Consider the following 20,929-nt stretch of genomic DNA (forward strand, 5'->3'; position numbering starts at 1 on the left):
TGTGTCGCCGACGCCGTCTAGGCGTATTGATTCCATCTTCCATCATGTACAAGTGTCCACTTAATAAGTGGACACGATCATCTACGCTTACGCTCTTAACTTCAAGATGACTTCACCGGGTGCTTACGATTAAACCTCATAGTCATCAAGAGCACTGAGCAAGATCACTGAGCATGAGCATGAGCATGTGCTTGTAAAAAATGATGGGCGGCCTATGCTAGCCGCCCATCAAATGTTGAACCGTTAGTTGGAATTACTTGCCGGTTGAAACGCCAGCCTGATTAGATTGAATGTCTGCTTTACGCTGTGCGTTGACAGCGTTTTCCTGACGGTTTAATTGACGTTGTTCAGCCTTGGTAATATGACCGCCGTCAGCCGCTGCATCGGCGCGTTCTTCGCGGCGGATTGCATTGTCTTCTTTGTTCAACTGTTTGCCCTGTGCTTGAGTCAGACTGCCATTTTTTACTTCTTTGGCAGTCATCGCTTTTTCATGCTTTTCGCGTTTAATCACTTCAGCGCGACGTGGATGTTCTTTTGCAAAATTGTTGTCTTGCGCAAATGCGGATTGGATCGACAGTGCTGCAAAGCCAGCGAGGATTGCAACGGAAGCGAATTGACGTGTGCTCTTGATCATGATGTTCTCCAATAAAGTAAGTGTGTCTACCGGTTTTTAATTAGCCACCAAACTGTTGTGGCCTGTGAGCAAAAAACGCACTAAATGCGAAAATGGATTACACGCCATGTGTAACGCTATGTCACTTATTTTTTAATGCAATGCATCAAGAGGTATTTCAATGTTCATTGAGTAGCTACTCTTTTTTGGGAATAAATATTACTTCCTATGTGTTACTTCCTATGTGTTACTTCCTATGTATTACTTCCTATGTATGGTCGTCTGGTAATTCGTGTATCAATGTGGCCTATGTAAGTCACAGACCAAGCACAATTTTCTGTGCACCGTTATCTCGCATTAGTATAAAACGTACGATGGATTCGACGGTGACGGTATCAATTGATCCCGACATGCGACGGTCAAATGGATGGTCGTCGAAGCTGACGTTGGCGCGAAACATACGTGCACCTAAACGGGTCACCGTATCAATATGTAAAACGTCCGCCTGATAGTCAGCGGATTTTAACCAGGCTTGCGCTTGCTCGCGCGTGTTGATGTTGATGCCTTGTGCCTGCGCAGCGGCCAGGACTTCGAGTGCCCACTGGTTTGAATTTTGATATTTCGTCGAAAATGGGTAGGACAGCATATTGTAGTGCGGATCATGCAGTGCTTTGGCTTTACCATTTTCTAGCAGGTTTCTGATTTTCGCTTGCAATTCAGGGTTAGGGATCAGTATCAAGGTCTCAAACGCGAACAAATCGTCGAGAAAGAAGTTACCCAATCCTTCATCAAATAAGCCAGAATTTGCGGTACCGCAATCATTGAGTTCATGGATCACTGACCAACGCCCATCCGCATCGTGTTTAACGATGCCAAGGTGGGAGTAGCGTAAATGGTATTTGGACAGGTCTTGTCCAACGCGTGCAATGATGGCGATATCAGCATGGCTATCTGCGAGTCTTATATGCGTTTTTTGAGCCAGTTCCAATGCTTGCATGACTTTATATGCATCGTAGGCCGGTGCATCACAAGACCGACCTGCAAAACTTAATGGTGCATAAACTAAGCTTAGTGCGACCAATACGCAGTTGAAAATCAATGAGACGGTCTTAGTATGCATCATTGCACCTTGTTATGATGTAAAAGTGCATTTCCGACTTCATTTGGAATAAAAGCGATCGCTTTGCCTGATGCAATCAACAAATAACCCGTTGAAGTAGCGCTGACTTCGACCGCAGCACCGCTGACAAGTGCGGCTTTTTCTACTACTTTTCCTGACAGCTTAACGGTAGTGCTAGCGGCTTGACCTGAGGCTTTAAGAACCACGGTAATGCCATCTGCAGCTTTTTCTACGCTAGTGACAATGACTGCTCCTGTTCCCACTAAGACTGACATGGTGCCTAAAACGACAAAACCCGCACCAAGTGATAAGGTTTCGGATGCATTTGACGGGGTGCAAGAGACACAATCGGCAGCATATGTTGTGGGAGCTAAATACATCATGCCGAGTAATAAGAAAACGTTGATTTGTTTGTTCAATTTTCTGTTTTTAATTTGCATAGTCATGGTGTCTCCTGGGTAATTTAAGTAAGAAGTGCTTATCATCAACGCAAAATTAGTTCTTAACAACGAGTGTAGCTCAAGTAGAATTATCTGAACAAAAAAGTAGCGAGATATGATCGCTAACGCCACTGACTAAATTAATTAAGTCGATAAAAAAGCGCCTTGGATCAATATAGATGCAAGGCGCTTTTTAACACTGCAAATCAGTAATAATTATTTATACGGCACTGCTAGTGCTGGCTCCGCTGGATTCTTTTTTGCAATGCGGGCAGGATTTTCCCGGTACATACCAAGGTGATAATTGCTCGCGAGGCGTGACTACGGCGCGGCAGGCAAAGCATTGCTTGGTATCGGTAGCTTCTAATTGTGGATTCAAAGCAGTCCGGTAATCAAAGACAAAACAATCGCCATGGTAGTGGTCGCCGCCGACTTCTTCGAAATACTTAAGAATGCCGCCCTCGAGCTGGTAGACACTGTTGTAGCCGATGTTTTGCATGTGGATCGCCGCTTTTTCGCAGCGAATACCGCCGGTACAGAAGGTGACCACAGTCTTGTCATTCAGTGCGTCACGATTCGCTTCAATGACCGCTGGAAATTCAGTGAATTTGGTGATGCGATAATCGATCGTGTTGTCAAAGCTGCCCACGTCGACTTCAAAATCATTGCGGGTATCAACCATGACCACTGGTTTGCCATTGTCATCATGACCTTGATCGAGCCAACGTTTTAAGGTTTTGGCTTCAACAAATGGCGCGCGACCTTCTTCAGGCTTTATCAGCGGCATACGCATGGTGATGATTTCTGCTTTCAGCTTCACCAGTAATTTGGTGAACGGCTGATGATCAGAAAAACTTTCTTTGGCGACGATATCAGCAAAACGCGGGTCAGCGTGCAGCCAATCCATATACGCGTCGATTTCATGGCGCAAACCAGCAAGGAACATATTGATGCCTTCAGGCGTCAATAAAACCGTGCCTTTCAGATTGAGTTCCGTGCATTTATCGATAAACGCCTGACGCTTTTCAGCGGTGTCGTTAAACGTGATAAATTTATAAGCAGAGATATTAACGTAGGGCGTTTCTGGGGAAAGTGTTGCTACCGGCATAATAAGTAATTCAGTAAGTCATTGATTTGTCAGCATTATAGTTGAAAACGTCACTGATTTGCTCAAAGCTTTTATTTGATTTCTGCTGCGAGCAGCATGTCAACGTGCGGAATATCGTCTTCCAGATACATTTCACTGACCGTGACAAAGCCAAAGCTGGTATAGAATTTTTCCAGATACGCTTGTGCACCGATGCGTATCGGTGCATTTGGGTACAACCCGCGCAAGGCCCCAATGCTATTGGCGATGAGCATTTTTCCTATGCCGGTACCGCGCCATTTGTTGCTGCTCAGAACCCGGCCTATGGATGGCTCTGGAAAACTAAGCCCTGCTGGCACGATACGCGTATAGGCGGCGACTTCACCATCCTGATCCCAGGCGATCAAATGATGGCATTGAGGGTCTTTGCCATCAATATCCAGATACGGACAGTTTTGTTCGAGAATGAACACAGCGCAACGCGCTGCATAGATTTGATGCAATTGCAGATTACTTAGCTCGTTAAAGCTCACGCATTGCCATTGCAATTGGGAAGTCGAGGTCATAGGAAAAATATTTGAAGTGAATGTCTGACGAGAATATTTGGTCAGACTTTACATCTGTTTGAACAAATGTGCATAAACGCGACTGACGCTGAGTTTATCATCGCTATTTTTTAACTTTAAGGTGATCTTGCCAGATTCATCTTTGTGCGCCATGTGTACCCGCTTAACATTGACCACTGTACTGCGATGTATTTGCCAGAACAGGCTGCTATCAAGTTGCGGTAGCAGATCACGTAAGCTACTACGTATCAAAGAAGAGTGTTCTGACGTGACGACGTTGATGTACTTGTCTGTCGCCTCGAAATAGATCACGTCCTCTATGGGAATAATACGTATATTGTTACCGACAGCGGCACGGATGACAGATAATTTTTCTGTTGTTTGTGATATGTTTTCTACCGAATTTGGCAGCTGGATTTGATGTAGTTGTCGTAATTGTGCAATCACGCGTTCGAGTTCTGTATCCGGTTTTTGGTTGCCATTCTGTGTTTTTTCACGCGCTTGAAAATGCTCTTGCAGACGTTTGATGGTCTTGTTAAAGCGTTCTTCACTGATAGGTTTTAATACATAATCTGCCGCACACGTTTCAAAGGCCTGAACCGCAAATTCATCATATGCAGTCACATAAACAACCATAGGGAAAGGCTGTTCGGCTGGCCACTCTTCAGCTAATTCTTGTGCAACTTCAAGGCCGGTTTTGCCTGGCATTTTTATATCCAGGAAAAGTACATCCGGCAAATTGCTGAGCGCAGCTTGTACAGCTTCTATGCCATTTTCCACTACGCTGCATAACTCTAATTCAGGCCATAGTTTGCCCAGCATACGTTGCAAGGTTAAAGATAAAATTGACTCGTCTTCGGCGATCAGGGCTTTGATGGTTGGCGCTTGATTCATATTTTAACGTCCGGTTGAAATGGCTTTAAGTTAATGCTGGCAGGGTAATCGTGGCTATTGCACCTTCAGGCAGGTTTGATTTCAGACTGAATGTTGCTCGTTCTCCGAATAATGCGAATAGTCGTTCGCGAATATTGGCATTGCCAACGTGTGCTCTATCTCGGTCGATAGAAATATTTTTCTCAAAATTAAACGCAAGACCTAAACCCGTATCACTGACTTCTAGTAGTATTTGATTGTTATTTTTTCTGACGCTGACGGTGATTTCTCCACCTTCTACTTTGGGTTCCAATCCATGCTTGATTGCGTTTTCTACCAGAGGTTGCAATAGCATAGGTGGGATTTTCTCTTCTTCCAATCCGGACGGTAAATCGAGCGTGTAGCGCAGACGTTTTCCCATACGGATCGCGAGTAAATCCAGGTAGGCCTGGATTAAAATAAATTCTTGTTTTAAGCTGATATTTTCGGCACGGGACGAGCTCAACGTGGCACGCAGATATACAATCAGTTGTGCCAGCATGTGTTGCGCTCTATCGGTATCGATGGCGATTAAGCCTTGTAAATTTGCCAGCGTATTAAACAGCATATGCGGCTCTATCTGTGCTTGTAGCAATTGCAGTTGCGCTTGCATTGCCTGCCGTTCAATCGATGCCGTGCGGGCTTTTTCTTTTTCTGCATTTGCGATCAATTCTGCAATCTTAATTTTGTTCCAAAATGACCATGCAGCGATGACGCTGATCAGGCAGCTTAAAGCAATGAATGCAGAAATATAGTTACTTTGAAAATGTAATACTTCACCAACGGGATAAGAGAATATCAACGCGCCAATAACTGATCCCAATGTAAAACCCACTGGCGCTAAAAAAATGCACAATAGATAAAACGCGAACATATTGCGCTGTGCCTTTCCCCAAATGAGACGATCGGCGACGCGAATCAGAGCATGACAGCTAAAACCAATAGCATTTGAAAAAACGAGGTTTTCCAATAACGAGCTACCATTGCGCATGACAAAGGTAACCAGGATTGCACAAAGAAAATTGATGACGAGTAATCTGGGTATTTCGCCGATAACTTTTTTAAGTAAACTATCTGGAATTACCTGGTATTTTTTCTGCAACCGCTCTCGCATCTGGTGGACTATCTGCATCATAGATATTCTTTGCTGTGGTGAAGTCTGAAGGGTATTCAATAATAAGCGTTTGTCGCAAGTAACTGGCGACGACATGTAGAATGATGTCGCCAACGGTCTCTGGTATGGCGGGAGCTGTATCTTTGTTTAAAAGAATATTTGTCCGGCACTGCTGCTCAGATCACTTTTTTTTCTTTCAGTAACTGCAGTTGATTTACATCGTAATTGAGTAAGCGCTGCAACACGGATTCGGTATGTTGCCCCAGCAAGGGTGGCGCACCTGCATAATTTACGGGTGTCGCGGATAATTTCATCGGACTGGCAACGAGTTTGACCGTCCCTGCGGTTGGATGTGGTAAGTCAATTTGCATCGCGCGTGCCTTGACTTGCGGGTCGTTGAAAACTTCATTGAGCTGATTGATGGGGCCACATGGGACGCCAGCTTCTTCCAACAGAGTGATCCATTCGGCTTTGGTTTTACGTTTTACCATGTCTGCCAACATCGGCACCAGCGTGTCGCGATGCTGTACCCGCGCTGGGTTGGTGCTGAAGCGAGTATCCTCCGCCAATTCTGGCTGACCGCCAATGTGGACAAATTTTTTGTACTGGCCGTCATTTCCAGCGGCGACAATAATGTGTCCATCAGAAGTCGCAAAGGTTTGGTAGGGGACAATATTGGCGTGGGCATTGCCCCAACGTTTTGGCGCATTACCGGTGGTCAGATAATTCATGTTCATATTGGCCAACATTGCTACTTGCACATCGAGTAAAGCCATATCGATGTATTGACCTTCACCCGTGCGGTCGCGATGCGTAAGGGCAGCCATGACGGCAATGGTGGAATACATTCCGGTCATTAAGTCGGTAATGGCAACGCCAGCTTTTTGCGGGCCGCCACCAGGCAAGTCATCCCGTTCACCAGTGAGTGACATAAAGCCACCCATGCCCTGCACAATGAAATCATAACCTGCGCGATTCGCATAGGGGCCATCTTGTCCAAAGCCGGTAATTGAGCAATACACCAGATCAGGTTTGATGAGTTTCAGAGAGTCGTAATCCAGGCCATATTTTTTGAGTTGCCCGACTTTATAGTTTTCCAGCACCACGTCAGAAATCGCTGCCAACTCGCGAATAATTGCCTGCCCTTCTGGCGTAGCAATATCGACAGTTATCGCTTGCTTACCGCGATTGGCAGCAAGGTAGTAGGCTGCCTCAGTGGTGTTGCTACCTTCGCCATCGCGCAAATATGGCGGCCCCCAGCTACGGGTATCGTCGCCGCAACCAGGGCGCTCTACTTTGATAATTTCTGCTCCTAAATCCGCCAGATTTTGTGCACACCATGGTCCTGCGAGAACTCTGGTCAAATCCAACACACGAATATGGCCTAGTGCCGTTTTAGGTAATGATGCAGTCGTCATCTTCGTTTATCCTTATGTTTATTTATTATTTTCAGGAGAGCAGTATGTGGCCCTATCCTAAGGTCATTGCCCACAGAGGCGGCGGCACCTTGTCGCCAGAGAATACACTGGCTGCGATGCAATGTGGTCTCGATTATGGGTTTGCCGCCGTAGAATTTGATGTCATGTTATCAAAAGACGGCGTTCCTGTGCTGATGCACGATCCTGAATTTGGTCGCACGATTGTTGGTACAGGTAGTGTTGCTGCCAGTCTGGCGGCAGAGTTGCAAAAAATGGATGCCGGGCGTTGGTTTTCAGATAAATTCACTGGCGAGCCCGTGCCCACTTACGAACAAGTGGTACGGTTTTGCCGTAACCACAGCATTTGGATGAATGTGGAAATCAAACCAGCGCCCGGTTACGAACAGGAAACTGGACGTGTTGTCGCAGAAATGACCACAGCCTTGTTTGCTGATGTCGGTGTGACAGATTTGGGGCATTTACCGCTGTTTTCATCATTTGAATTTGATGCGTTGATGGCGGCAAAACATGCTGCGCCGAATATTCCACGCGGCTATTTGATGGATGAAATGAATTTTGAGTGGCGTGCCCAAATGCAAGAATTAGCCGCAGCTGCGGTTCACACCAACCACAAGTATCTGACACCCGGCATGGCAAAACAGATCAAAGATGCGGGTTATGGATTATTTTGCTACACCGTCAATACGCCAGAGCGGGCAAGAGAAATTTTGAGTTGGGGTGTTGATGCTTTTTGCACAGACAGAATTGACCTGATACCTGCTGATTTTTAGATGTTAATAAAAAGCAATCTCTTGGTCAGATATTATTCGTCGCATAGGTTTTGTAAGTGTAGTAATTTGGCAACTCAATTTCGCCCTATTTACGACTTATTTGCAGGCGGATAGCTGATGTCGCACTTAATTTATACCGTATAATCAAAAATTAGACCATTTTTAGCTCAGCCATCTCAATTTATGAACTCGTCAGAAATCCGCGATAAATTCCTTAGCTTTTTTGAATCCAAAGGCCACAGCCGTGTGCGCTCATCAAGCTTGATTCCAGGCAATGATCCAACTTTGTTGTTCACCAACTCTGGTATGGTGCAATTTAAAGATGTTTTCCTTGGGCAAGATAAGCGTTCGTATAGCCGCGCCACAACCGCGCAACGTTGCGTGCGTGCCGGTGGTAAGCATAATGATCTGGAAAACGTCGGTTACACCGCGCGTCACCACACATTCTTTGAAATGCTGGGTAACTTCTCGTTCGGCGATTATTTCAAAACGGATGCAATCCACTATGCCTGGGAATTACTGACCGTCGTTTATGGCTTGCCAAAAGACAAGCTGACCGTCACTGTCTATCAAGAAGACGACGAAGCCTACGATATCTGGAAGAATGAAATTGGTGTTCCTGTCGAACGTATTATTCGTATCGGCGACAACAAAGGTAGCCGCTACGCGTCTGACAACTTCTGGCAAATGGCTGATACTGGTCCTTGCGGCCCATGTACAGAAATTTTCTACGACCACGGTCCGGAAATCTGGGGTGGTCCTCCGGGGTCTGAGCAAGAAGATGGCGATCGTTTCATTGAAATCTGGAATCTGGTGTTCATGCAATTTAACAAGGATGAAGCAGGTGTCTTGCATCCTTTGCCTAAACCATGCGTTGACACTGGTATGGGTTTGGAGCGCTTGTCTGCAGTATTGCAGCACGTGCATTCCAACTACGAAATTGATACCTTCCAAAATCTGATCAAGGCAGCTGCGCGTGAAACCGGCTGCACCGATCTGGAAAACAATTCTTTACGCGTCATTGCTGATCATATTCGTTGCGCTGGCTTCCTGATTGTCGATGGCGTCATTCCTGGCAATGAAGGCCGTGGTTATGTGTTGCGTCGCATTACTCGCCGCGCGTTACGTCATGGTCACAAACTGGGTCAGAGTCAGCCTTTCTTCTTTAAACTGGTCGCTGATCTGGTCAAAGAAATGGGTACCGCTTACCCAGAGCTGGCAGATGCTGCAGAGCGCGTTGCGCAAGTGATTAAGCAAGAAGAAGAGCGTTTCGGCGAAACGCTGGAACACGGCATGAAAATTCTGGAAACCGCATTGGCTAGAGACAGTAAGCAGCTCGATGGCGAGACAGCGTTTACTTTGTATGACACCTATGGTTTTCCATTAGATTTAACTGCTGACATTTGCCGTGAGCGCGATGTGGTGCTGGATGAGTCAGGCTTTAATGCCGCGATGGAAATCCAACGGAAAAAAGCCCGTGAAGGCGGTAAATTTAAAATGGCAGCTGCCATCGATTACAGCGGTGATAAAACCAAATTTGTCGGTTACGAACAATTACAACACGAAGCAAAAATCGTTGCATTGTATGTTGACGGCAGCGCGGTGAATGAAGTTAAGGCCGGACAACAAGCGATTGTCGTTCTGGATACTACGCCGTTTTATGCGGAATCTGGTGGTCAGTGCGGCGACTCCGGGGTACTGATCGGCAGTGATGGTGCGGTGTTTGAAGTCAATGACACACTCAAAGTACAAGCTGACGTATTCGGACATCATGGTGTTGTGAAGTCTGGTAGTTTAACTATCGTGCAAAGTGTCAAAGCCGAAGTCAATGCTGAGATCCGCGCTCAGACCATGCGCAATCACTCCGCGACACATCTGATGCACAAAGCATTGCGTGAAGTATTAGGTAGTCATGTTGCACAAAAAGGTTCTCTGGTTGACGTTGAAAAAACCCGCTTCGACTTTAGCCACAACGCACCAATGACAGCCGAGGATATTCGTCAGGTTGAAACCATTGTCAATCGCGAAATTTTAGCCAACGTCGCCACGCGTGCTCAACTGATGGCCTATGATGATGCGGTTAAGCACGGCGCTATGGCTTTGTTTGGTGAAAAATACGGCGATGAAGTGCGCGTATTGGATATTGGTACTTCGCGTGAATTATGCGGTGGTACCCACGTATCCCGTACAGGCGATATAGGCTTGTTTAAAATTGTTGCTGAAGGTGGCGTTGCCGCTGGTATTCGTCGCGTCGAGGCTGTGACCGGTGAGGTGGCACTCAATCTGGTACAAAGTCTGAATAACCGTGTTAATGAAGCTGCAGCGGCATTGAAAGCGCAGCCAGAGGAATTGACACTACGTATCACTCAGGTGCAGGATCACGTTAAATCTTTAGAAAAAGAATTGGCGGCATTGAAATCGAAATTAGCCTCCAGTCAGGGTGACGATTTGGTGGCGCAGGCTGTTGATATCAAAGGCATCAAAGTCCTGGCTGCTGTGCTGGAAGGTGCTGATGTAACCGCCCTGCGTGAAACCATGGATAAGCTTAAAGATAAACTGAAAACCGCGGCGATCGTACTGGCAAGTGTCAACGACGGTAAAGTGAGTCTGATTGCTGGCGTGACTGCAGATAGTACGTCGAAAGTTAAAGCAGGTGATCTGGTTAATTTTGTTGCTCAACAGGTTGGCGGTAAAGGTGGTGGGCGCCCGGACATGGCTCAGGCTGGCGGTACTGAACCAGCAGGCTTGTCTCAGGCTTTGGCTAGCGTCAATGAATGGGTGAACGGAAAATTATGATCCACGTACGTCGCGCAGAACTCTCTGATGCGGCCCAGATCCAACGGGTCTATGCAAGTACCGGTGCGTATTCCGGTACTTTGCAGTTACCGCATCCTTCAATTGAAATGTGGCAGGAAAGGTTACGAAATTTTGACCCTGATAGCACTATGTTGGTAGCGGTATATGATGGTGTTATTGTGGCTAATGCTGGTTTGCATTTAGAGAAGAAGCAGCGACGTTCGCACGTGGCAAGTATGGGGCTAGGGGTTGCTGATGCATTTACCGGTCGTGGCGTGGCGACCGCCTTGCTGACAGAGTTACTCAATCTTTCAGACAATTGGCTTCATATTTTACGGGTTGAGCTGACGGTATTCTGTGACAATGCACCAGCCATTCATTTGTATAAAAAATTTGGTTTTGAAATCGAAGGAACGCACAGAGCACATGCGATGCGCAATGGGCGTTTCACTGATTCGTATTCAATGGCGCGATTACATCCACATCAGCCTCTGATACCTCTGCGCGAAACTTGATGGAATTACGATTTTGTCCGGTGTGCGCGAGCACATTAGCTACCCGTGCGGATGAACAAGATCCGCAAAAGCTACGCCTGTCTTGTCCTGATGGCCATTGGACGCATTGGGATAATCCATTGCCGGTTCTGGCAGCCTTAGTTGAAGTCGACGGAAAAATTTTGCTTGCGCGCAATGCTGCATGGCCAGAAAAAAACTTCGCTTTAATCACCGGTTTTATGGAACGCGGAGAAACACCAGAGCAGGGCGTGGCGCGCGAACTCAAAGAAGAAACCAATCTTGATGCCGACACCATCAGTCTGATCGGCGTCTATGAATTCATCAAAAAGAATGAAGTCATTATCGCCTATTATGTAAGAGCGAGCGGGGACATTAATCTATCGCCTGAGTTAGTTGAATACCGATTAATTGAGCCGCAAAAATTGCGCCCATGGAATGCCGGAACAGGTCATGCGATGGCAGATTGGATGCGATCAAATGGATACGATCCAGTGTATACAGAGTGGCCTTCAGGATAGAAAAAGTGGTCTTTTCATGATTAAATGATAATTTAATGCATAAATTTGGTGCATTTAGTTTTCATTAAATTAAGAAAATGTTGTTAGAGTGTTGCGTTGCACCATCTCAAAGAAATTTCCGGTAGAATTGGTGCATCATATGTTTTGTAAATGAGCTGAACTCATTTGCTGCTACAGGAAAAATCATGCAATTCAACAAAGAACTGGATGCACGCGGACTCAATTGTCCTTTGCCCATTTTAAAGACCAAGAAGGCACTCGCAGAAATGATTACCGGTGAGGTACTGCATGTGCTGGCAACAGACCCGGGCTCAGTCCGCGACTTCAAGGCATTTTCTAAACAGACCGGCAACGAATTGCTGGCTCACCAAGAAAACACCAATGAGTTTGAATATTTTATTAAGCGAAAATAAGCCCTGGCTAAGCGGTAGATAGCGTAGCCAAATTAGTAGACGTATTTTCAATTAGATATTATTTAAAAGCCCGCCAATTGTTAGCGGGTTTTTTTACGTCTGTAGAGTTTGCTGCACTTGCATCAAATGAGATGAATTGACGTTGGCACAACAAAAAAGCGCTCTGTAAAAATTTGGTCTTAAAAGCAATTGAAATGATTTTTATTTAACAGCAAATTTTCGGTCCGCTGTTAAGTTAGCTAAATACATTTACACTAACAAATCAACGTAAAACACAGGCAAAGGTGATGAGGATGAAACTAATCAGCAAGTGTATACTTATCACGGTGATGCTGAGTGCATCATCTTCATCATGGTCACAAACACCAGAGTCAGCCAATGGGGCTGCTGGCCACATAACCGGCGTGGGCGGCATCTTCTTTAAAGCCAAAGACCCTAAAGCCTTAGCGGCATGGTATCGCGATGTGTTGGGTTTGCCTGTGGCAGCGTGGGGTGGTGCAGTCATGCGCTATGATGCGCCAGAGCATCCACCTGCAATTGGATGGAGCATTTTCCCTTCGAGTACGAAATACTTTGCACCGGCGACTAGTGAAATGATGATCAATTACGCGGTCGACAATATGGACGCAGTGATCGTTCGTTTAAACGCTAAAGGTGTAGAAATCATTAAGCGTAGCGATGATGATCAAAATGGTCGCTTTGCGTGGATACTTGATCCAGAGGGAAATAAGATTGAGTTATGGGAACCTAAACTAAAAGCATCAAAATAAAAAGGGTAAACGATGTCAATTGACCTGTTGCTGAAAGAAGCGCAAACGCAGTCCAAATTAATTATTCCTGCAAACTGGGGGCAGGGGCGTGCCACATTCGGTGGCTTGATCGGCAGTTTAATGTTAAGCCGTCTGACTGCTGAATTAGGTGAATTAGCGGAAGACCGGGTGTTGCGATCAGCGACTATTTCTTTTATTGGTGCGGTAACGCAAGGCGAAGTGGAAGTCAGTACCGAAATTTTCCGTAGCGGAAAATCAGTGACACAAGCGGCGGCAAAATTAATTCAAAATGGTGAGGTCATGGCATTTTTATTGGCGAGCTTTGGCAGTGCTCGCGAATCTGGCATTCATGTCACGCCCCGCAGTATTGCTCCCGAATTTAAAGCGCCTGGGGATGCATTTAGACTGCCATACATCCCAAATTTAACGCCAGAATTTATGCAACAAGTGGATCTGCGCTGGGCGCACGGCGATGCACCATTCAGTGGATCGAATAACGCTGATTTTGGCGGCTGGATGCGTTGGGTTGACGATTTTCCTTGTATGACGCTCCCGCACTTACTTGGATTGACGGACTCCTGGCCACCTTCAGTGTTGCCAATGCTTAAGGGCCATGGCAACGCAAGTACGCTTAGTTGGAATATCGAATTTTTCTCTCATGAATTTCAGAAGACGAGCGAGAATTGGTGGCAATATCAGGTCACAACTGATTTTGCAGAGTCGGGATACGCTCATGCGGAGGCACATATCTGGGATGATGATAAAAATCTGGTTGCGATCAGCCGACAGGTATCGACAATTTTTGCTTGATGTTTACTAAAGCAAATACCTTTGGCTCTTCGACTTGCAGGCGCTTGGCACCGCCTCCGTCATCGATGCCCGCGACTATTTAGTTTTCATTGATGACGTAGCATTTTCCCATGGCAAAGAGCGCGTCAGCAAAACGTTTAAAAGATTGTCCTGAAAATTAATATTATTCGTCAATTGCACATGGTCTTCGCATAAGAAAAACCAGTACGCCACCGGAATAAAACTATCTTCGCTTTGTTCGGTAGACGGGTCAAGTGTTTCTCTGGCTAAAAAAGAGGGCTTGGTGACGCGACCATCGCCTGGTTCCAGCATCAACTCATCGTAACGTATCCCTGTGATTGGCCTGTGGATCTCAGACGGATTGAGTCTGGTCATGAGTTGATCGCCCTCCGGCTCCAGCAGCAGTCGTGCCGGTGTCAGAGTGCAGTCACCACCAAATAGCACATAGCGTATCGGTGTTTCCGGCTCCGGTGTGGATAGTGCCCACATAAAGCGTCGCGCACGTTCCAGTCGGTAGGCGAAAAAACGTTGTAAATCGGCGAGACTCTCGCCCGCCATAGCGCCTCCTGAGTTAAGCATTCGCTGCTGAATACTCGGATTGAAGATGCTCCAGCGATAGCGTTCCCAAGTCGCAACATCGAACAAATTGTCATTGAGTGTATTGCCATTGACATCAATGAGCCAACTAACCAAAGGGTGAGGAAATAACTGGTAACCACTCGGCATTGTCGCTAACACCTCAGGGGCAATTTTTCCGAAGCCGACCTTTTCCCCATTCAAAAAAGCATGCAGCGAAGATGCTGAGCCAAGATTGGGAGTGCCGAGAAGGATGAGTTTGCGCACCCGTGTTGTACCGTAGAGCGTGACTTGTTCATGATCCCCATTCAACACATCCGCCACACCATAGCGTAAGTAATACCTTGCGACCAGACCGCCCATACTGTGCGCCACCAGATCAACTTTTAAATCTGGGTTGCTATAGTCGCGTCGAATCTGATCGATTAAGGCTTCCAGTGCAAGCGCATGGCGACTGTTATCCTGACGGAAGTCATACGGAAAAATATAGTAGCGTCGATCGTTTTTTAATGCTGGTGCCCCCAGCCCTCCGCGTTGGTAGCCGCCACTTTTTTCTAGAGTAGAAATGATAGGACCATAAATATCTTGCCCAAGCACACGGTCTGCAACATCGTAGGCCTCCAGATTGTCTGGCAGCACTTGCAAGGTCTCACGATCGAATTTCAGTGCAAGTTGTTGGTAGTCGCTAAACAAAACATTGGTTGCAGATCCGGGCCATACCTCTTTACCGGTTTGTTTGTCGCGCAGTTTAGATCCAAATAAACCGGGAATAAGAATGACGGGGGTATTGTCTGTCGTCTGATCGCTGATCCGGTATAGGCGGGACAGGTCTGGACGAAGTGGGGCGGAGCAGTCGCACAGCAATGTGCACATCAATACGGATGTCAATGACAGCAAAAGAAAGTGTGCTATGTTTTGAAGGCGGACATTGACGTTCAGCATCAGGAAACTCCTGTATCAGATCGGAAGAAAAATGCGTGTTTCAAAACCCATTAGTTCATCGCAGGTAGCATATCATTGCCGGCGAGATGCAGCCGGATAATTCCTGAGCAGGTGTCAGTCAGAAGCTTAACGCTATTTATTTCATATCGACGTTGGTGGGCTGTATTTGACCTCGCCCGGAATTAATTTGGTTGACCGAATGAAAAATAGAAGTAATCTGCTTATTTAGTTACCTGTTTTCATTTCTTATTCTTCTTTTAGTGTTTGTGACAGTATCTTTAGGTGATTCGCTCTAGCCTCAATTGAAGTAAAAAAGGAACGATCGTGCTAAATTATGCAAAATGTTCTTGTTTTCGATTTATAATCGTTAAGATTTACGTATACGTCAATTTGAACGCGTTGAAGTGCCACTTAATTTGCTGTTAGTACTCACTAATGCAATTTAAGGATTAGTATTCAGTGTTTGTCAGAGAAAGCGTAAGCAGAATTCGAATTAGGATTGATGTTAATTCAATATCAATTCGCTTAAGTGTTATTAAGCATTATTTAAGCAATACACTCAATTAGCAATACCCTCAGTATCCCCAAAATTAGCTCATAAAGGCAGAACTATGAAAGTCCTGGTACCAGTCAAACGAGTAGTCGATTACAACGTCAAAGTGCGCGTCAAATCTGACGGCTCAGGGATGGATATCGCCAACGTCAAAATGTCGATGAATCCTTTCGATGAAATCGCTGTTGAAGAAGCAACCCGCCTGAAAGAAGCTGGTGTTGTGACTGAAGTTGTGGCGGTTTCTTGTGGTGTAGCACAATGTCAGGAAACCTTGCGTACTGCGATGGCGATTGGTGCTGATCGCGGTATCCTGGTGGAAAGCGATGCAGAATTGCAACCACTGGCAGTCGCTAAGTTGCTCAAAGCACTGGCTGACAAAGAGCAACCACAATTGATCATCCTCGGTAAGCAAGCGATCGACGACGATTGCAATCAAACCGGCCAGATGCTGGCAGCCTTGTTGGGTTGGCCACAAGCAACGTTCGCTTCTAAAGTGACCGTTGCTGACGGTAAAGCAACGGTGACACGTGAAGTGGACGGCGGTCTGGAAACTTTGGCCCTGACTTTACCAGCGATCGTAACCACAGATTTGCGTCTGAACGAGCCACGTTATGTAACTTTGCCTAACATTATGAAGGCAAAGAAAAAACAATTGGATAACGTCAAGCCAGCGGATTTGGGTGTCGATGTGACATCCCGCGTTAAGACCTTGAAGGTGGCAGAGCCTGCAAAACGTAGCGCCGGCATTATCGTGCCAGACGTTGCGACGCTGGTTTCTAAACTGAAAAATGAAGCAAAAGTAATCGGCTAATTTTTAGCAACTTTTTAGCTTCTTTTTGGCTTCTTTTTTAGTTTCGCTGAGAATATTTACGAATAATTTTTCACCAGACCAAGTTGCTGGTGATTTACTAAGTGGAAAACATCATGACTACACTCGTCATCGCTGAACACGACAACGCTGGCCTCAAGGGCAGCACTTTAAATACCATCACTGCTGCTGCACAATGTGGCGCGGATGTACACGTTCTGGTCGCTGGCTTTAATGCTGGCGCAGTGGCTCAAGCCGCAGCACAAGTTGTTGGCGTAAGCAAAGTATTGCATGCTGACGCAGCGTACTTTGCTGACGGACTGGCAGAAAATGTTGCTGAACAAGTTCTGGCGATTGCTGGTTCTTACAGCCATATTTTGGCTCCTGCAACAGCCTACGGAAAAAACATTCTGCCACGCGTGGCAGCTAAACTGGACGTATCACAAATTTCTGAAATCACTAAAGTTGATTCTCCAGATACTTTCGAGCGTCCAATCTACGCAGGTAATGCGATTGCAACGGTGCAATCTACTGATGCAGTGAAAGTGATTACTGTACGTACAACAGGTTTTGATGCTGCTGCAGCGACAGGTGGTTCCGCTGCTGTAGAAACGATTGCTGCGGTTGCTGATTCTGGTAAATCTGCTTTTGTTTCGCGTGAAGTGGCTAAATCTGATCGTCCAGAATTGACTGCTGCTAAAGTCATCGTTTCTGGTGGTCGTGGTATGGGCTCTGGCGATGCATTTAAAGTGCTTGAGCCATTGGCTGATCGTTTGGGCGCGGCAATGGGTGCGTCCCGTGCAGCCGTCGATGCTGGCTTTGTACCAAATGACTGGCAAGTTGGTCAAACCGGTAAGATCGTCGCGCCACAACTGTATATCGCTGTTGGTATCTCTGGCGCGATTCAGCATCTGGCTGGTATGAAAGATTCCAAAACGATCGTCGCCATCAACAAAGATCCGGAAGCGCCAATTTTCTCGGTTGCTGACTACGGTATCGTTGGCGATTTGTTTGAAATCGTACCGCAACTGGTTGCTGAATTAGGCTGATCACCAGTCATTGTCAGTAATTACCGATCAATTTATTGATCTGAACAGGACAGAATGAGTCGTTTGTCGCGCTATTAACAGCAAACAGTTTGTTGTTGTGACACATTGCTCGTTCTGTCTTTTTTTATGCCTTTTTTTTATCGTTGAAATGGCTTTGTATAAAAGCTTGATACAAAATTGCTCTTAATTCTTAATGAAGGCATTGCCTTATTGCTTAAAAACGTCGTGTGCTTGCCTCGTTTTTATGAGAACCATTTTGCGTCAGTCTTAACTATTTTTGGGGAAATACTATGAGTTATGTAGCACCTGTAAAAGACATGTTGTTTGCGATTAATGAACTCGCAGGTCTGTCTGAAGTCAATGCTTTACCAGGCTGTGAAGACGCAACCGCAGAAACAGTTGAAGCGGTTTTGGAAGAAAACGCCAAGTTTGCAGGCGAAGTAGTTGCGCCCCTCAATTGGGAAGGCGATAAAGCACCGAGCTATTGGCAAGATGGTCAGGTATTCACCACAAAAGGCTTCAAAGAAGCGTTTAAATTATTTGGTGAAGCCGGTTGGCAAGGTGTACAGCATCCGCAAGAATTTGGTGGTCAGGGTTTGCCAAAATTAGTCGCGACACCATGCATAGAGATGCTCAATTCCGCCAGTATCTCGTTCGCACTGTGCCCATTGTTGACGGATGGCGCCATAGAAGCCTTGTTGACGGCTGGTAGCGACGAACAAAAAGCAATTTACCTTGAAAACCTGATCTCCGGTAAATGGACAGGCACCATGAATCTGACGGAGCCACAAGCTGGTTCTGATCTGGCGATGGTGCGTAGCCGTGCTGTTCCTCAAGGTGACGGTACTTACAAAGTGTTTGGTACCAAAATTTTCATCACTTACGGTGAGCACGATATGGCAGAAAATATCGTTCATCTGGTATTGGCTCGCACACCGGACGCACCAGAAGGCGTGAAAGGTATTTCCCTGTTCATCGTCCCTAAATTCCTCGTCAATGCTGACGGTAGCTTAGGCGCACGTAACGACGCGCATTGCGTTTCCATCGAACACAAACTGGGTATCAAAGCCAGCCCGACAGCGGTATTGCAGTTTGGTGATCATGGTGGTGCTATCGGTACGCTGGTTGGTGAGGAAAACCGTGGTCTTGAATACATGTTCATCATGATGAACGCCGCACGCTTTGGCGTTGGTATGCAAGGTATCGGTGTTGCTGAGCGCGCTTATCAAAAAGCCGTGCAGTATGCGCGTGATCGCGTGCAATCGCGCGATCTGGCTGGTTCTGCTGGCCCTGTTTCTATCATTCATCACCCAGACGTGCGTCGTATGCTGATGTCTATGCGTGCTCAGACCGAGGGCGCTCGCTCCCTGGCCTACGTAGCGGCAGCTTTGAGTGATGTGGCCCATCATCATCAAAATCCAGAAACACGTAAAGCAAATCAGACAGTCTATGAATATCTGGTACCTATCGTTAAAGGCTGGTCCACAGAAATGTCACTCGATGTGACTTCAACTGGTGTACAAGTGCATGGCGGTATGGGTTTTATCGAAGAAACAGGTGCAGCTCAGCATTACCGTGATGCCAAAATTCTGACTATCTATGAAGGTACGACAGCGATTCAGGCAAATGACTTAGTCGGTCGTAAAACCGTGCGTGATGGTGGCGCAACTGCGAAAGCGTTGATTGCTCAAGTACGTGCCGTTGAAGCGGAATTGGCAGCCGTTGGCACGCCAGATATGTTGGCAATTCAAGCGCAATTAGCCCTAGGTTCAGCCGCGTTGGAAGATGTTGTTAACTTCGTTGTTTCCAACGTGAAGCAAGATATCAAAGCGGTATTTGCAGGTAGCGTGTTGTATCTGAAACTGGCAGGTATCGTTTTAGGTGGCTGGCAAATGGCGCGTGCCGCATTGATTGCGCACAAAAAATTGCAAGCAGGTGAGGGTGATGCAGCGTTCTATCAGGCAAAAATCGTCACAGCACGTTTCTTTGCTGATCATATTTTGTCTGCAGCACAAGGTTTGCGTTCAGCGATTGTAAGTGGTAGTGCGGGGGTATTGGGCTTATCGGAAGACCAGTTCTAATTCGGATTTCCGAAAAGTCGCACCTATAGTATCGCCTGCGTCGTCGTGCCTTGCTGGGGTGGGTTTGCGAAAGTCCGTTGGGTGTGCTTTCGAAAAACGACCTCAGCTGCATTGCGATGACGCGCAAAAAAAACGACCCATTGAAATATTCTCTGGGTCGTTTTTTGTAAGTCGTATTGATTTGAATTTATCCGTAAGCCCCACCGGTATAAAACAGGTCAAAAGCGCGGGCGATCGTGCCAATCAGTGCGATTGCACCGAAGCCGACGGTGAATACCAGAATCAATGCCAGTGGCCAGGAAGACTCGCTTGGGTGTTCAGACAGCTTATTATGTCGCTCATCCCATTTTTCATCGGGAGTTAAGCCAATGATCAGCGCCTCTAATAAAGAGACTAGAAACGACAACACGAGGGCGCTATATGTGACTAGTCCGGGCTGGCCAATAAACAGGTGGCTGGCGATAAAAGAGATTGGCAATGATAAAAAATGCAACCATCCCCATTTGTCACTTTTGCCATACATGTAAAATCGGTGTCCGCCGATACTCCCAGTCAGGACGGCGAGGAGGGTCGTGATGGTTTTATTCTTATGTGGCGACGTCATTGAGGGCGATTTTATGATTAATGAAGAGTCATGATTGTAGCGCGATGTGCCTGTTACGGGCGAAAAGCATACGCTTGTCGTCGAAATCGTTGATAATCCTTGCGTGATTGGATTTAAGCGGGCTATAATCTACAGCTTTTTCCGCGTTTAGAACATTTTTTGGAAATATTATGGTCGTTATTCGTTTAGCTCGTGGTGGCGCAAAAAAGCGTCCTTTTTACAACATCGTTGCAACTGATTCCCGTAATCGTCGCGATGGTCGCTTTATCGAGCGTATCGGTTTTTACAATCCAGTAGCAACTGGCAATGCAGAATCCGTACGTGTTGCAGCTGACCGTCTGGCTTACTGGCAAGGCGTAGGCGCACAATTGTCTCCGGCAGTTGCACGTCTGGTTGCTCAAGCTGGTAAAGCAGCAGCTTAATAGTTTGCTCG

At 46.4% G+C, this 20,929-nt stretch carries 21 protein-coding genes; 11 read left to right on the forward strand and 10 right to left on the reverse strand.

Features of this window, described 5'->3' with window-relative positions; translation table 11 throughout:
• Positions 1-253: 253 nt before the first annotated feature.
• The 8 genes from ACO0KY_RS13550 to ACO0KY_RS13585 form a co-directional block, all read right to left on the reverse strand.
• Positions 254-634 (reverse strand): hypothetical protein, encoded by a 381-nt coding sequence (locus ACO0KY_RS13550; protein WP_423046851.1) that lies wholly within the window; start codon positions 632-634, stop codon positions 254-256.
• Between the two features lie 295 nt (positions 635-929).
• Positions 930-1,733, reverse strand: a complete 804-nt coding sequence (locus ACO0KY_RS13555; protein WP_423046853.1) for a DUF2145 domain-containing protein — start codon at positions 1,731-1,733, stop codon at positions 930-932.
• Positions 1,733-2,179 (reverse strand): hypothetical protein, encoded by a 447-nt coding sequence (locus ACO0KY_RS13560; protein ID WP_423046855.1) that lies wholly within the window; start codon positions 2,177-2,179, stop codon positions 1,733-1,735. Before ACO0KY_RS13560 ends, ACO0KY_RS13555 begins: the two co-directional genes overlap by 1 nt.
• A gap of 214 nt (positions 2,180-2,393) precedes the next feature.
• Positions 2,394-3,281 carry a sulfurtransferase gene (locus ACO0KY_RS13565; RefSeq protein ID WP_423046857.1) on the reverse strand — a complete coding sequence of 296 codons (888 nt, stop codon included), beginning with the start codon at positions 3,279-3,281 and terminating at the stop codon, positions 2,394-2,396.
• 71 nt (positions 3,282-3,352) lie between these two features.
• The gene (locus ACO0KY_RS13570; protein WP_423046859.1) at positions 3,353-3,826 is read right to left on the reverse strand and encodes a GNAT family N-acetyltransferase; all 474 of its coding nucleotides are present in this window, start codon (positions 3,824-3,826) and stop codon (positions 3,353-3,355) included.
• 48 nt (positions 3,827-3,874) lie between these two features.
• On the reverse strand, positions 3,875-4,720 hold the full coding sequence (locus ACO0KY_RS13575) for a LytR/AlgR family response regulator transcription factor (RefSeq protein ID WP_423046861.1): 846 nt from the start codon (positions 4,718-4,720) through the stop codon (positions 3,875-3,877).
• A 25-nt stretch (positions 4,721-4,745) separates the two neighbouring features.
• Positions 4,746-5,873, reverse strand: coding sequence for a sensor histidine kinase (locus ACO0KY_RS13580; protein WP_423046863.1), 1,128 nt, complete (start codon positions 5,871-5,873; stop codon positions 4,746-4,748).
• 155 nt (positions 5,874-6,028) lie between these two features.
• Complete coding sequence (locus tag ACO0KY_RS13585) at positions 6,029-7,270, reverse strand: CaiB/BaiF CoA transferase family protein (protein ID WP_423046865.1); 1,242 nt, start codon at positions 7,268-7,270, stop codon at positions 6,029-6,031.
• Positions 7,271-7,314: 44 nt separating this feature from the next.
• Between ACO0KY_RS13585 and ugpQ the strand changes: the two genes are divergently transcribed.
• The 7 genes from ugpQ to ACO0KY_RS13620 all read left to right on the forward strand — a co-directional run bounded on the left by ugpQ (position 7,315) and on the right by ACO0KY_RS13620 (position 13,883).
• Positions 7,315-8,061, forward strand: a complete 747-nt coding sequence (ugpQ, locus tag ACO0KY_RS13590; protein ID WP_423046867.1) for a glycerophosphodiester phosphodiesterase — start codon at positions 7,315-7,317, stop codon at positions 8,059-8,061.
• A 183-nt stretch (positions 8,062-8,244) separates the two neighbouring features.
• Positions 8,245-10,857 carry an alanine--tRNA ligase gene (alaS, locus tag ACO0KY_RS13595; RefSeq protein ID WP_423046869.1) on the forward strand — a complete coding sequence of 871 codons (2,613 nt, stop codon included), beginning with the start codon at positions 8,245-8,247 and terminating at the stop codon, positions 10,855-10,857.
• Entirely contained in the window at positions 10,854-11,372 is a 519-nt protein-coding gene (locus ACO0KY_RS13600; RefSeq protein ID WP_423046871.1) for a GNAT family N-acetyltransferase, read from the forward strand. Before alaS ends, ACO0KY_RS13600 begins: the two co-directional genes overlap by 4 nt.
• Positions 11,372-11,890 carry an NUDIX domain-containing protein gene (locus tag ACO0KY_RS13605; RefSeq protein ID WP_423046873.1) on the forward strand — a complete coding sequence of 173 codons (519 nt, stop codon included), beginning with the start codon at positions 11,372-11,374 and terminating at the stop codon, positions 11,888-11,890. The genes ACO0KY_RS13600 and ACO0KY_RS13605 overlap by 1 nt, the downstream gene beginning before the upstream one ends.
• 185 nt (positions 11,891-12,075) lie before the next feature.
• On the forward strand, positions 12,076-12,303 hold the full coding sequence (locus ACO0KY_RS13610; protein WP_186912886.1) for a sulfurtransferase TusA family protein: 228 nt from the start codon (positions 12,076-12,078) through the stop codon (positions 12,301-12,303).
• A gap of 293 nt (positions 12,304-12,596) precedes the next feature.
• Positions 12,597-13,073 carry a VOC family protein gene (locus tag ACO0KY_RS13615; RefSeq protein ID WP_423046875.1) on the forward strand — a complete coding sequence of 159 codons (477 nt, stop codon included), beginning with the start codon at positions 12,597-12,599 and terminating at the stop codon, positions 13,071-13,073.
• 12 nt (positions 13,074-13,085) lie between these two features.
• Positions 13,086-13,883, forward strand: coding sequence for a thioesterase family protein (locus tag ACO0KY_RS13620; protein WP_423046877.1), 798 nt, complete (start codon positions 13,086-13,088; stop codon positions 13,881-13,883).
• Between the two features lie 75 nt (positions 13,884-13,958).
• On the opposite strand, the gene ACO0KY_RS13625 is transcribed toward ACO0KY_RS13620, so the two are convergent.
• Positions 13,959-15,401 carry a lipase/acyltransferase domain-containing protein gene (locus ACO0KY_RS13625; protein ID WP_423046879.1) on the reverse strand — a complete coding sequence of 481 codons (1,443 nt, stop codon included), beginning with the start codon at positions 15,399-15,401 and terminating at the stop codon, positions 13,959-13,961.
• A gap of 611 nt (positions 15,402-16,012) precedes the next feature.
• On the opposite strand from ACO0KY_RS13625, the gene ACO0KY_RS13630 reads away from it, so the two are divergent.
• The 3 genes from ACO0KY_RS13630 to ACO0KY_RS13640 all read left to right on the forward strand — a co-directional run bounded on the left by ACO0KY_RS13630 (position 16,013) and on the right by ACO0KY_RS13640 (position 19,892).
• Positions 16,013-16,765: an electron transfer flavoprotein subunit beta/FixA family protein gene (locus tag ACO0KY_RS13630; RefSeq protein WP_423046881.1), complete on the forward strand. Its 753-nt coding sequence runs from the start codon at positions 16,013-16,015 to the stop codon at positions 16,763-16,765.
• A gap of 113 nt (positions 16,766-16,878) precedes the next feature.
• A complete protein-coding gene (locus ACO0KY_RS13635) occupies positions 16,879-17,811 on the forward strand; it encodes an electron transfer flavoprotein subunit alpha/FixB family protein (protein WP_186912890.1) in 933 nt (310 codons plus the stop codon).
• A gap of 290 nt (positions 17,812-18,101) precedes the next feature.
• Positions 18,102-19,892, forward strand: coding sequence for an acyl-CoA dehydrogenase (locus ACO0KY_RS13640; protein ID WP_423046883.1), 1,791 nt, complete (start codon positions 18,102-18,104; stop codon positions 19,890-19,892).
• Positions 19,893-20,079: 187 nt separating this feature from the next.
• Here the strand turns inward: ACO0KY_RS13640 and ACO0KY_RS13645 are convergent, their stop codons facing one another.
• The gene (locus ACO0KY_RS13645) at positions 20,080-20,496 is read right to left on the reverse strand and encodes an NINE protein (RefSeq protein WP_423046885.1); all 417 of its coding nucleotides are present in this window, start codon (positions 20,494-20,496) and stop codon (positions 20,080-20,082) included.
• 170 nt (positions 20,497-20,666) lie between these two features.
• Here ACO0KY_RS13645 and rpsP point away from each other — a divergent pair, with 170 nt between their 5' ends.
• Positions 20,667-20,918, forward strand: a complete 252-nt coding sequence (gene rpsP, locus ACO0KY_RS13650; protein ID WP_186912892.1) for a 30S ribosomal protein S16 — start codon at positions 20,667-20,669, stop codon at positions 20,916-20,918.
• Positions 20,919-20,929: the final 11 nt, after the last annotated feature.

The organism is Undibacterium sp. Dicai25W (genome assembly GCF_049340505.1).
GTDB classification, from domain to species: Bacteria; Pseudomonadota; Gammaproteobacteria; order Burkholderiales; family Burkholderiaceae_D; genus Undibacterium; species Undibacterium jejuense.